This window comes from Streptomyces sp. NBC_00820 (assembly GCF_036347055.1).
In the GTDB taxonomy this organism is placed as follows: domain Bacteria; phylum Actinomycetota; class Actinomycetes; order Streptomycetales; family Streptomycetaceae; genus Streptomyces.
This window is the reverse complement of sequence record NZ_CP108882.1, coordinates 2,621,045-2,632,867: the sequence shown is the minus strand read 5'-3', so window position 1 is coordinate 2,632,867 and position 11,823 is coordinate 2,621,045. Positions and strand designations below refer to the sequence as shown.

9 protein-coding genes, 1 other RNA gene and 1 pseudogene are annotated in these 11,823 nt (G+C 74.2%); 8 read left to right on the top strand and 3 right to left on the bottom strand.

The features are described from left to right. Nucleotides 1-236 precede the first annotated feature (236 nt). The gene (locus tag OIB37_RS12015) at nt 237-1,148 is read left to right on the top strand and encodes a MaoC/PaaZ C-terminal domain-containing protein (RefSeq protein ID WP_330457569.1); all 912 of its coding nucleotides are present in this window, start codon (nt 237-239) and stop codon (nt 1,146-1,148) included. A gap of 313 nt (nt 1,149-1,461) precedes the next feature. On the opposite strand, the gene OIB37_RS12010 is transcribed toward OIB37_RS12015, so the two are convergent. Then, nucleotides 1,462-2,943, bottom strand: coding sequence for a hypothetical protein (locus OIB37_RS12010; RefSeq protein WP_330457568.1), 1,482 nt, complete (start codon nt 2,941-2,943; stop codon nt 1,462-1,464). A gap of 187 nt (nt 2,944-3,130) precedes the next feature. Between OIB37_RS12010 and OIB37_RS12005 the strand changes: the two genes are divergently transcribed. The 3 genes from OIB37_RS12005 to OIB37_RS11995 are packed head-to-tail and all read left to right on the top strand — an operon-like array spanning nt 3,131 to nt 6,247. Further along, nucleotides 3,131-3,970, top strand: a complete 840-nt coding sequence (locus OIB37_RS12005; protein ID WP_330457567.1) for a Nif3-like dinuclear metal center hexameric protein — start codon at nt 3,131-3,133, stop codon at nt 3,968-3,970. A gap of 17 nt (nt 3,971-3,987) precedes the next feature. Beyond that, on the top strand, nt 3,988-4,731 hold the full coding sequence (locus tag OIB37_RS12000) for a zinc ribbon domain-containing protein (RefSeq protein ID WP_330461822.1): 744 nt from the start codon (nt 3,988-3,990) through the stop codon (nt 4,729-4,731). A 31-nt stretch (nt 4,732-4,762) separates the two neighbouring features. Beyond that, a complete protein-coding gene (locus tag OIB37_RS11995) occupies nt 4,763-6,247 on the top strand; it encodes a bifunctional RNase H/acid phosphatase (RefSeq protein ID WP_330457566.1) in 1,485 nt (494 codons plus the stop codon). On the opposite strand, the gene eda is transcribed toward OIB37_RS11995, so the two are convergent. Next, nucleotides 6,219-6,881, bottom strand: coding sequence for a bifunctional 4-hydroxy-2-oxoglutarate aldolase/2-dehydro-3-deoxy-phosphogluconate aldolase (gene eda, locus OIB37_RS11990; protein WP_330457565.1), 663 nt, complete (start codon nt 6,879-6,881; stop codon nt 6,219-6,221). The two genes, OIB37_RS11995 and eda, sit on opposite strands and share 29 nt — an antisense overlap. A gap of 82 nt (nt 6,882-6,963) precedes the next feature. Further along, complete coding sequence (gene yaaA, locus OIB37_RS11985) at nt 6,964-7,755, bottom strand: peroxide stress protein YaaA (RefSeq protein ID WP_330457564.1); 792 nt, start codon at nt 7,753-7,755, stop codon at nt 6,964-6,966. Between the two features lie 241 nt (nt 7,756-7,996). On the opposite strand from yaaA, the gene OIB37_RS11980 reads away from it, so the two are divergent. The 4 genes and pseudogenes from OIB37_RS11980 (at nt 7,997) to rnpB (ending at nt 11,816) form a co-directional block, all read left to right on the top strand. Then, nucleotides 7,997-9,430: an RNB domain-containing ribonuclease gene (locus OIB37_RS11980; protein WP_330457563.1), complete on the top strand. Its 1,434-nt coding sequence runs from the start codon at nt 7,997-7,999 to the stop codon at nt 9,428-9,430. 185 nt (nt 9,431-9,615) lie between these two features. Beyond that, nucleotides 9,616-10,458, top strand: a complete 843-nt coding sequence (locus OIB37_RS11975) for an AraC family transcriptional regulator (protein ID WP_330457562.1) — start codon at nt 9,616-9,618, stop codon at nt 10,456-10,458. 19 nt (nt 10,459-10,477) lie between these two features. Then, nucleotides 10,478-11,299 (top strand): annotated as a pseudogene (locus tag OIB37_RS36290) (DMT family transporter); the annotation flags it as partial. Between the two features lie 115 nt (nt 11,300-11,414). Then, nucleotides 11,415-11,816, top strand: an RNA gene (rnpB, locus tag OIB37_RS11970) — RNase P RNA component class A. The last annotated feature ends 7 nt before the right edge of the window (nt 11,817-11,823 follow it).

Here is an 11,823-nt window from a genome sequence, read left to right as displayed (position 1 = left end):
GAACTCGGGCCCGGTTCGCGGCAGGTGCGGAAGTACGGACCCCGGCAGTACAAATGTCACTGCCGACGCCGTGATCCGCACTCAGGGGCGGAGAGGGAGGGGAGGGGGAGGATAGGGAGGGGAGGCCGCGAGTGTCCCTGGCCCGGGGTGCGCCGGGTCGTGCGGCGGCGCCGGGTGGGGTGGGCGCCGGGCCGGTCCGTCGGCGCACCGAACGATCCGTCAGGAGACTCGATCCCATGCCCATCGACGCAGCCGTGGCGGCAGCCGCCGAGCCCCGGACCGATGAGATCCGCTGGACCGCCAAGGACGTCCGGCTCTACCACCTCGGCATCGGCGCCGGCACGAACCCGGACCGGGAGAACCCCGCCACCGATCCCGGCGAACTGCGCTACACCCTGGAGTCCCGGCTGCACGTCCTGCCGAGCTTCGCCACCGTCGCGGGCGGCGGCCCGCCCGGGGTGATCCGCGGCCTGTCCATGCCCGGTGTCGCCGTCGACCTGGCCGACGTCCTGCACGGCGGCCAGAGTCTGCGCGTCCACCGCCCGATCCCGGCCGAGGGCACGGCCGTCGCCACCGGCCGGATCGCCGCCGTGTACGACAAGGGGACGGCCGCCCTCCTTGTCATGCGTACCGAAGTGGCCGACGCCGACGGTCCGTTGTGGAGCGAGGAGGCGCAGATCTTCGTGCGCGGCGAAGGCGGCTGGGGCGGTGACCGGGGCCCCTCCGCCCTTGCGCACTCCCGGCGCGGCCCGGGCGGGGGCCCGCTCGCCGCGCCGCCCGCCGAAGAGCCCGACCTGACCGTCGTCCGGCCCGTCCGGCCCGACCAGGCCCTGCTCTACCGTCTCTCCGGCGACTCCAACCCCCTGCACGCCGACCCCGCGTTCGCCCGCCGCGCCGGGTTCGACAGACCCGTCCTGCACGGACTGTGCACCTACGGAATCACCCTCAAGGCGGTCGTGGACACACTGCTGGGCGGCGATGTGACCCGGGTCCGCCGCTACGACACGCGCTTCGCCGCAGTGGTGTACCCGGGGGAGACGCTGCGTATCCGCATGTGGCGTGGGGAGGGGCGGGTGAGGGTCATGGTGAGCGCGGTCGAGCGGTCGGACGCGCCGGTACTCACCGACACGACCGTGCGGCACACCTGAGACGACGGAAGGGGGCTGCCCGTCGTTACGACGGACAACCCCCTTCTGTTCTTTGCCAATCAGGCAGCCACTTCGGTGGTCTCCTCGGCCGGCTTGCGGTGACGCCCGCGCGGAGCGGACTCACCGTCCTGGGACGCTACCGAGCCCCGATGCCGGCCATGGCCGGCCGCCTCCTGAGAGTCGGCAGACAGCGGCTGTGTCGTGCTGGTGTCGCTCATCGGAAGAATTCACCCCGTCAAACATGATCTCTTACAGCCGGGCGAGTCTAACCGGCACACCACGGGCCGAATCCAGGCGCACACGCCAACCGGCACTACTTCGTTACAAGACGTCCCAGGGGGGCCTGCTGCAAGGGCACGGGACGTGCCGCCACCTGCTCCGGAGGGCCTGGTTCCGCCGGTTCTCCGGGCGCCTCGGCACCCCCGGCAGCCGGGCCGTCCCAGCCCGGCCACTCCGGCCCGGCGTCCTCCCAAGCCTGCGGCCCGGCGTCCCCCCGACCCTCCGGATCGACATCCCCTCGACCCTGCGGATCGACGTCCCCAGGACCCTCCGGACCCTCCGGACCCTCCGGACCCTCCGGACCCTCCGGACCCTCCGGCCCACCCGGTTCCCCCGTCTCGCCGGAAGCCGTGAGGGCGGTACCGCCCATGGCGTTCGTGCGCCCCGGCTCCCCGGTGCCCGTCGGCCGCTCCTCGGCAGCAGCCGGTTCCCCCGGTCCTTCCGGTCCCCCCGTCTCCCCCCGGGGCACCGTCAACTCCGCCACGCCGCACGGGTTCTCCTCCGTGGCGCAGGGCAGCCGCAGCACCCCCTCCCGGGTCCACAGCCCGGCTCCCGCCAGCCAGCCCTCGGGCGCGGCGAGATGACGTACCTGCCGTTCGGACGGGCGCCAGGTGCCGATCCAGCTGCCGAACGGGCCGTCGATGCGCAGGGCCACCGCGCAGTTCTCCGGCATCAGCACCTGCCCGGGCTGGATCGCGAAGGGCGTCACCACGCAGTCCGGCAGGCGCAGGCACTCCGGGAAGCGGACCGGCAGGGTGCTGCCCATGACGCCCCAGCCCAATCGTTCCTGCCCGGGGGAGGGTGCGTCCGAGGAGATCACCAGCAGGCCGCTGTCGGGGTCCGCGAGCAGGAGCCTGTCGTCGCTGTCCGCCGCGATCTGGAGCAGGGGCGAGATCTCGCCGGCGCGCTCCAGATCCACCACGACCGTCTTCGTCGGCCCGCCCAGCTCCCGGTCCAGGGCCAGCATCCGTCCGGTGCCGTCCAGCCAGACCCCGCCGGAGCAGCGGCCCGGGACCTCGGCCAGGTGCTCGGGCCCGAAGGCGCCGCCCGCCACGAGCCAGACGGCCGTGGACCGGGTGCCGACGGCGAGGGCGTAGGCCCGCGTGCCGCCCGGTGCCGGCGGCAGGAGCGTGAGCCGGGTGCCGGGCTCCGGGCACTCCACCGCGCCCAGCGGCAGCTCGCCGGTGCCGGGGCCGGTCGGGTACAGCAGGGAGAAGGCGTGCCGCCGTTCCACCAGGCGGTGGATCAGCACCCGCCCGTCGCCCATCGGCTGCACCTGGGTGCCGGGCTCCTCCGGCTGGTCGCCGGGCAGCGGCACCGCGTACGACTCCGGTGTGTCCAGCGTCCAGCGCTCCGGGAACCAGGACTCGCCGTCCAGCGCGAGGCGGGCCGCGTAGGCGCCGTCCGCCGTGATGGCACACCTCGTCCCGGGCTCGGGTCCGTCCCCGGTCCCGGACTCGGGGTCGTCCTCGCCGGACGCCCCGGTCGACGGGGTTTCGATCGCACAGGCCGTCATCGTTCGGTCACCTCCGGCGACGAAGCTAGTTTTCGTACGCACAGGCGGGGGGCCGCCAGGCCATCGCTTCACACATACGGGTGGCGCAGAAGCGATTCCTCTGAGGGGACCGGGGCGTATGTGCTGAGCGGGGCCGGGTGAAGCGGATGCGGTACGGCCCGGCAGATCAGCCAGGTAGCCTTTCCCCGTGCCCCGTCTGTCTGAAGTCATCGCCGCGCTGGACGCCCTGTGGCCCGCCGAGCGGGCCGAGTCCTGGGACGCCGTCGGCACGGTCGTGGGCGACCCCGACCAGGAGGTCACCCGCGTCCTGTTCGCCGTCGACCCCGTCCAGGAGATCGTCGACGAGGCGGTGAAGCTCGGCGCGGACCTGGTGGTCACCCACCACCCGCTCTACCTGCGCGGCACGACCACGGTCGCGGCGTCCACCTTCAAGGGCCGGGTCGTACACACGCTGATCAAGAACGACATCGCCCTGCACGTGGCCCACACCAACGCCGACAAGGCCGACCCGGGTGTCTCCGACGCGCTCGCCGGCGCGCTGGACCTGCGGGTCGTACGCCCCCTCGTGCCGGACCCCACCGATCCGGCGGGCCGCCGGGGCCTCGGCCGCGTCTGTGAACTCGACCACCCGCTGACCGTGCGCGAGCTGGCCGCCCGGGCCGCCGAGCGGCTGCCGGCCACCGCGCAGGGCATCCGGGTGGCGGGCGACCCCGAGGCCGTCGTCCGTACGGTCGCCGTCAGCGGCGGCTCCGGCGACAGCCTCTTCGACCACGTCCGGGCGGCGGGCGTGGACGCCTTCCTCACCGCCGACCTGCGCCACCACCCGGCCTCCGACGCCATCGCGCAAACTCCTCTCGCGCTGCTCGACGCGGCGCACTGGGCCACCGAGTGGCCCTGGTGCGAGCTGGCCGCAGCCCAGCTCGACGAGATCTCCGACCGTCACGGATGGGGCCTTCGGGTCCACGTCTCCAAGACGGTCACCGACCCCTGGACCGCCCACGCGGCGTCCTCCATCACCACTAATTAGCTAATGGGAGCCCCCAACTGAACGCCGCGCCCGCCGACCAGATCCGTCTTCTCGACGTCCAGGCCCTCGACGTCCGCCTGCAGCAGCTCGCCCACAAGCGGAGGTCCCTGCCCGAGCACGCCGAGATCGAGTCGCTGACCAAGGACCTCACGCAGCTGCGCGACCTGCTGGTGGCCGCGCAGACCGAGGAGAGCGACTGCTCCCGCGAGCAGACCAAGGCCGAGCAGGACGTGGACCAGGTGCGCCAGCGCGCCGCCCGCGACCAGCAGCGCCTGGACTCCGGCGCCATCACCTCCCCGAAGGACCTGGAGAGCCTCCAGCACGAGATCGTCTCCCTCGCCAAGCGTCAGGGCGATCTCGAGGAGATCGTCCTGGAGGTCATGGAGCGCCGCGAGTCCGCGCAGGAGCGCGTGGGCGAGCTGACCGAGCGGGTCGGCTCCGTCCAGGCGAAGATCGACGCCGCGACCGCCCGCCGGGACGCCGCGTTCACCGAGGTCGACGCCGAGGCCGCCTCCGTCACCAAGGAGCGCCAGGTCGTCGCCGGCTCCGTCCCCGCGGACCTGCTCAAGCTGTACGAGAAGCTGCGCGAGCAGGGCGGCGGCGTCGGCGCGGCCAAGCTGTACGCCCGCACCTGCCAGGGCTGCCGCCAGGAGCTGGCGATCACCGAGCTGAGCGAGATCCGCAAGGCGGCGCCGGACACCGTGGTGCGCTGCGAGAACTGCCACCGCATCCTGGTGCGCACCTCCGAGTCGGGCCTGTAGGACGCGCGGGGAGCGGTCAGGGGGTCCGGGCGTGCGGGAGTTCATCGTCGAGGCCGATGGCGGGTCACGGGGTAACCCGGGGCCCGCGGGGTACGGCGCCGTGGTGAGCGACGCGGCGACGGGGGAGACCCTGGCGGAGGCGGCCGAGTTCATCGGCGTCGCCACCAACAACGTCGCCGAGTACCGGGGCCTGCTCGCGGGCCTGCGTGCCGCGCACGCCCTGGACCCCGCCGCGCCGGTCCACGTCCGCATGGACTCCAAGCTCGTCGTCGAGCAGATGTCGGGCCGCTGGAAGATCAAGCACCCCGCCATGAAGCCGCTGGCCGCCGAGGCCGGCCGGGTCTACCCTCCGGGCCACGTCACCTACGAGTGGATCCCCCGCGAGCGCAACAAGCACGCCGACCGCCTCGCCAACGAGGCGATGGACGCGGGCACCAAGGGCGAACAGTGGTCCGCGTCCCGGTCCCGGGCCGCCCTGGACACCCCGCCCGCCGTCCCGGAGCCCTCGGGTCCGCCCGGGGACGCGGCGGCGGGCGCGGCGAAGGCACGGGAGGCTCTGGCGCAGGGCCGGACCACCGAATCCGCGCGGCCCGCGGTCGCCGCCGCGTCCCGGGGCGGTGAGGTGGACGCCGACGCGGCTCACCCGGCCGGGGACGCGGACACCGCCGCCGCCGCGTGCTCGGCGGGCGAGGTGGACGCCGGCGCGGCGCACGCGCCCGCTGCGGCGTCCGCTGAGGCGCCCGCTCGCGCCGCCGACCTCCGCGCGGCCCGCACGGTCGCCACCCCCGACGCCTCCGCAACCTCTGGCACCGCCGGCGCCTCCACCACCGCCGACACCTCGCGCGCCTCCGCTCCCTCCGCCCCGGGCTGGAGTGCGGCTCCTGACATGGGTGCCCCGGCCACGTTCGTCCTCCTCCGCCACGGCGAGACCCCCCTCACCCCGCAGAAGCGGTTCTCCGGCAGCGGCGGAACCGATCCTTCGATCTCGGACATCGGCCGTGAGCAGGCCCGGCGGGTCGCCGAGGCGCTGGCCCGGCGCGGCACGATCCAGGAGATCGTCGCCTCCCCGCTGGCCCGCACCCGCGAGACCGCCGGGATCGTCGCCGCCCGTCTCGGGCTGGACGTGGCGATCGAGGAGGGGCTGCGGGAGACGGACTTCGGCGCCTGGGAGGGCCTCACCTTCGGCGAGGTCCGCGAGCGCCATCCGGACGACCTGACCGCCTGGCTCACCGACCCGGAGGTCCGCCCCACCGGCGGCGGCGAGAGCTTCGCGGAGACGGCCGAGCGGCTCGAGGCCACCCGGCGGAAGCTGGTCTCGGCCTACGCGGGCCGTACGGTCCTGCTGGTCACGCACGTCACCCCGATCAAGACCCTGCTGCGCCTCGCCCTCGGTGCCCCGCCCGAGTCGTTGTTCCGCATGGAGCTGTCCGCCGCGTCGCTCTCGGCGGTGGCGTACTACGCGGACGGCAACGCGAGCGTACGGCTGTTCAACGAGACGTCCCACCTGCGTCCCTGAGCCCGGCGGCCGACCGCGCCAGCTCCTCGATCCGGGACCAGTCCCGGGCGGCCACCGCGTCGGCCGGGACCATCCAGCTCCCGCCCACGCAGCCGACGTTGGGCAGGGACAGGTACTCGGGCGCGTTCGCGGGCCCGATGCCGCCCGTCGGGCAGAAGCGGGCCTGCGGCAGCGGGCCAGCGAGGGACTTCAGGTACGCGGTGCCTCCCGCCGCCTGCGCCGGGAAGAACTTCATCTCGCGCACCCCGCGCTCCAGCAGCGCCACCACCTCCGAAGTGGTCGACACCCCCGGCAGGAACGGCACCCCCGACCCGCGCATCGCGGCCAGCAGCGCGTCCGTCCACCCGGGGCTCACCAGGAACCGCGCGCCCGCCGCCACGCACGCCCGTACCTGCTCCGGCGTGATGACCGTGCCCGCCCCGACCACGGCGTCCGGTACCTCCTCGGCGACGGCCCGGATCGCGTCCAGTGCGGCCGGGGTCCTGAGGGTCACCTCGATCGCGGGCAGCCCGCCCGCCACCAGCGCCCGCGCCAGCGGTGCCGCGTCGGCGGCGTCGGACACGACGACCACGGGCACGACGGGCGCGAGATCCAGCACGGAGGCAGCCGAGGAGGGGGGCAGCGGCGAGGTCATGCCCCTCATCGTGCCGAGCAGACGCACTCTGTGCAAAGGGTGTTGCACATGCTGCAACGACACGACATGTGCCGGTGGTCCGTCAGTGGACCTCGTCCACCAGCACGTCCAGCGACCACGCCTTCCCGCCCGCCGCCGGTGCCCCGGCCTCCACGGTGTACCCGAGGTCCCGCAGCGCCTCGACCAGCTCGGCGGGGTCCTTCGGCGCGGTCCCGGCCGACAGCAGGCTCCGTACGATCCGGCCCTTCGTCGCCTTGTTGAAGTGGCTGACGACCTTCCGCGTCGGCGCGTGCAGCACCCGTACGGTCGCGGTACGCCCGGCGATCTCACCCTTCGGCTTCCAGGCGGCCGCGTAGGCCGCCGAGCGCAGGTCCAGCACGAGGCCGTCACCGGCCACCTCGGGCATCACCTCGGCCATCGGCGTGCGCCAGTGCCCGGCCAGCGCGCCCAGCCCCGGCAGCTTGACGCCCATCGAGCAGCGGTAGGAGGGGATCCGGTCCGTGACCCGCACCGCGCCCCAGAGCCCGGAGAAGACCAGCAGCGAGCGCGCCGCGCGCCTCTTCGCCGCCGTGTCCAGCGAGGCCAGGTCCAGGGAGTCGTAGAGCACACCGGTGTAGATCTCCCCGGCGGGACGGGCCCCGGCCGTGCGCAGCACGGCGTTCTTCGCGATCTCCCCGCGCAGCCCCTCGCTCAGCCCGAGCACCTCGCGCGCCTTCTCGTTCTGGCCCGGGTCCCCGGCGCACAGCTCGAACAGCTCCCCGAGCACCGCCTCCCGCGCCCCGGCCAGCCCCGGCAGCGACAACGCCTCCGGCTTCAGCGGGGCTCCCCGTCCCGAGGACGCCTTCCCTTCCGAGGGCGGCAGCAGCACAAGCACGGGCACTCCTTCTCATCGCTTCGGCGCCAGCCTACGGCTTACCGCCGCCCGCACTCCGCCCGCACCCGCGCGCCTGCCCTTGCTCCCGCCTGCGCCTCCCGGCCTCGGGTCCCGCCGCCGCACCCCGCCGCCCCACAGCCCCGGCCGCCCGCCCTCCTCATCGCCCCCGTAGCCCCCACCACCCCGCTCGACCACCCCGCTCGACCGCCGCGCGAGCGCCTTTGTGCTTACGCTCGTGTGTATGCCCCGCCGCCACATTCGCGTGACCGGCGCCCCCAAGGCCCCCCTCCGCGCCGCGCTCGCCGCGCTCCGCACGGAACTCGGTGTGCCGGGGGCGTTTCCGGCCGAGGTCCAGGAGGAGGCGGAGCGGGCGGCGAAGGCACCGGCGCTGCCCTCGTACGACGCCACGGACATCCCCTTCTTCACGCTCGACCCACCGGGCACCACCGATCTCGACCAGGCGACGCATCTGTCCCGGCGGGGGACCGGGTACCGGGTCCGGTACGCCATCGCCGACGCCGGCGCGTTCGTCGCGCCCGGGACCGCGCTGGACGCGGAGGCGCACCGGCGGGTGAACACGCTGTACTTCCCCGACGAGAAGGTCCCGCTGCACCCCTTCGTGCTCAGCGAGGGCGCGGCGAGCCTGCTGCCGGACCGGACCAGGCCGGCCGTGCTGTGGACGATCGACCTGGACGCGGAGGGCCGCACCGTGGTCGCCGACGTCCGCCGCGCGCTGGTCCGCAGCCGCGCCAAGCTGGACTACGCGGGCGCGCAGCGCCGGATCGACGACGGGACGGCCGAGGAACCGGTCGCGCTGCTCGCCGAGATCGGCCGTGCCCGGGAACGGCTGGAGGTCGAGCGGGGCGGCATCTCCCTCAACGTGCCCGAGCAGGAGATCACCGCGCGGGACCACACCTACGAGCTATCCTATCGCGCGCCCCTGCCCGCCGACGCCTGGAACGCCCAGCTCTCCCTGCTCACCGGAATGGCCGCCGCCGACCTGATGCTGGCCGCCGGCACCGGCATCCTGCGCACGCTCCCGACCGCCCCCGACGGCGCCGTGGCCCGGCTGCGCCGTACCGCGACAGCCCTGCACATCGACTGGCCGCACCACATGTCGTACGCGGCGCTGATCCGCACCCTCGACCCGCACCGCCCCGACCACGCGGCGTTCCTCCAGGAGTGCACGACCCTGCTGCGCGGCGCCGGATACACCGTCTTCCGGGACGGCGCCCTCCCCGCGATCACCTCGCACGCCGCCGTCGCCGCCCCCTACACCCACTGCACGGCCCCGCTGCGCCGCCTCGCCGACCGCTACGCCTCCGCGATCTGCCTCGCCGCCCTCGCCGGCCAGGGCACGCCCGACTGGGTGCTCGCGGCGCTGGACGCGCTGCCCCGGCAGATGGCCGACGGCTCGCGGATCGCCGGCACGGTGGAGCGCGGGTGCGTCGACATCATCGAGGCCGCCCTGCTCAAGGACCGGGTCGGAGAGGTCTTCGAGGGCTGCGTGGTGGACCTGTCCGACCACGAACCCACCGTCGGTACCGTGCAGTTGGACACCCCGGCCGTCATCGGCCGGATCGAGGGCGAAAGCCTGCCGCTCGGCGAACGGCTGCGCGTGCGCCTCGTCGGAGCGGATCCGGGCACCTCGAAGATCCTCTTCACCCCGGTGTGAGGCCCCCGAAGCGGCATGGAAAGGGGGCCCGAGGGCGTTGCCCCCACAGCCGGACGAGACGGGTGCGCCAGTGCGGCGGGTGCGGCAACGGGACGGGTGCGGAGCGCGCCGTGTGCGGCAACGCGCCGGGCAAGGCAACGCGACGGGGCAAGGCAACGGGACAGGTACGACAAGGGGGATCCGCCATGGCGGAACAGGCACTGTGGACCAGGGCGAGACTGGGCCGCTGCGGGCCACCGCTCGACCTGCTGACCGCGAGTTTCCGGCAGCACGTCTACGCCCCGCACGCGCACGAGGAGTACACCGTCGGCGTCTGCGTCGGCGGCTCCGAGGTCATCGACTACCGGGGCGGCCACATCCGCACCGGTCCCGGCACGATCGTCGTCCTCGAACCCGGCGAGACGCACACCGGCGGCCCCGGCAACCCCACCGACGGCTACGCCTACCGCGCCCTGTACGCCGACCCGGCCCTGCTCGCGGACGGCCTCCGCGCCGAGGGCACCCTCGGCGGCGGCCTGCCGCACTTCCGCGAGCCGCTCATCCACGACCCCGAACTCGCCGCCGCGCTCAGCCGCGCCCACGCCGACCTCAGCGTCTGCCCCGACCCGCTGGAGGCCGAGTCCCGCCTGCCCTGGCTGCTGACCGCCCTGGCCCACCGCCACGCCACGGCCAGACCGGTGACCGGACTCGTCCCCGGAGCGGCCGCGATCGCCCGCACGGCCCGCGACCGCCTCGCCGACGAACTCACCGCCCCACCGGCCCTCGCCGCCCTCGCCGCCGACCTCGGCCTGTCCCGCTACCAGCTGCTGCGGGCCTTCCGTACGACGATGGGCATACCCCCCTACGCCTGGCTCGCCCAGTACCGGGTCTCCCGGGCCCGCGCGCTGCTCGCCTCCGGACTGCGCCCCGCAGAGGTCGCCACCCTCGTCGGCTTCGCCGACCAGGCGCACCTGACCCGGTGGTTCCGCCGCGTGCTCGGGGTGACCCCGGCGGCCTACCGCAACAGCGTTCAAGACTCCGGCCGCTGAACGGGCCGAGACTCGCCCCATGACTGCACGCGGCTGGTTCCTGTTCTCCCTGATGGGAGTGGTCTGGGGCATCCCCTATCTGATGATCAAGGTGGCGGTGGACGCGGTGTCCCCACCCATGGTGGTGTTCACCCGCTGCGCCCTGGGCGCCGTCCTGCTCCTCCCGTTCGCCCTGCGCCAGGGCGGCCTGCCCGCGACCGTACGTGCCCACTGGCGCCCCATGCTGGCCTTCGCCGTGCTGGAGATCATGGGCCCCTGGTTCACCCTGACCGACGCTGAACGGCACCTGTCCAGCTCGACGGCGGGCCTGCTCATCGCGGGGGTGCCGATCGTCGGCGTCCTGGCCTCCCGCCTCTTCGTGCCGGGACGGCCGGGGGAGCCGGGGGAGCCGGGGGAGCCGGGAGAGAGAGAACGCCTGGGCGCGCGGCGCCTCGCGGGCCTCACGCTCGGCCTCGGCGGAGTGGCGGTCCTCACCGCCCCGCACCTCACCGGCGGCGACGCGCGCTCGCTCGTCGAGGTGCTGGTGACGGTCGTCGGCTACGCCACCGCCCCGCTGATAGCCGCCCGCCGCCTCAAGGAGGTCCCGTCCCTGCACCTGACGGCCGCCTGCCTCACCCTCGCGGCCCTGGTCTACGCCCCGGCGGCGGTCCTCACCCGCCCCGCCGCCGTCCCCTCCGCGTCCGTCCTCGTGTCCCTGGCGGGACTGGGAGTGATCTGCACGGCCGTCGCCTTCGTGGCCTTCCTGGAACTGATCAAGGAGGCCGGTCCGACCCGGGCCACGGTCATCACCTACGTCAACCCGGCCGTCGCGGTCGCGGCGGGCGCCCTCTTCCTGCACGAACGCCTGACCCCCGGAATCCTGGCCGCCTTCGCCCTGATCCTCACCGGCTCGGTCCTCGCCACCGCCGCCGGTCCACGCCGGCCCGCGCGCCCGGTACCATGGTCGACACGGCAGACGAGCCGGGCGGACGGCCGCGTGGAGTCCCCCTAGGGGGCTTCCCGAGGAACGTCCGGGCTCCACAGGGCAAGGTGGTGGCTAACGGCCACCCGGGGTGACCCGCGGGACAGTGCCACAGAAAACAGACCGCCGGGGGCTTCGGCCCTCGGTAAGGGTGAAACGGTGGTGTAAGAGACCACCAGTGCCCAGGGTGACCTGGGCAGCTAGGTAAACCCCACCCGGAGCAAGGTCAAAAGGAAACACCCCGGTGTTTCTGCGCGGACGATCGAGGGCTGCCCGCCCGAGTCCGCGGGTAGACCGCACGAGACCGGCGGCAACGCCGGTCCTAGATGGATGGCCGTCACCGGAAGGCCCGCGAGGACCTCCGGGACAGAACCCGGCGTACAGCCCGACTCGTCTGCCTCTCT

Excerpts from the sequence above, each read along its gene's own strand:
- OIB37_RS12015 (WP_330457569.1), top strand. The coding sequence starts at position 237 with ATGCCCATCGACGCAGCCGTGGCGGCAGCCGCCGAGCCCCGGACCGAT.
- OIB37_RS11975 (WP_330457562.1), top strand. The coding sequence starts at position 9,616 with ATGGCGGAACAGGCACTGTGGACCAGGGCGAGACTGGGCCGCTGCGGG.
- OIB37_RS11980 (WP_330457563.1), top strand. The coding sequence starts at position 7,997 with ATGCCCCGCCGCCACATTCGCGTGACCGGCGCCCCCAAGGCCCCCCTC.
- OIB37_RS12010 (WP_330457568.1), bottom strand. The coding sequence starts at position 2,943 with ATGACGGCCTGTGCGATCGAAACCCCGTCGACCGGGGCGTCCGGCGAG.
- eda (WP_330457565.1), bottom strand. The coding sequence starts at position 6,881 with ATGACCTCGCCGCTGCCCCCCTCCTCGGCTGCCTCCGTGCTGGATCTC.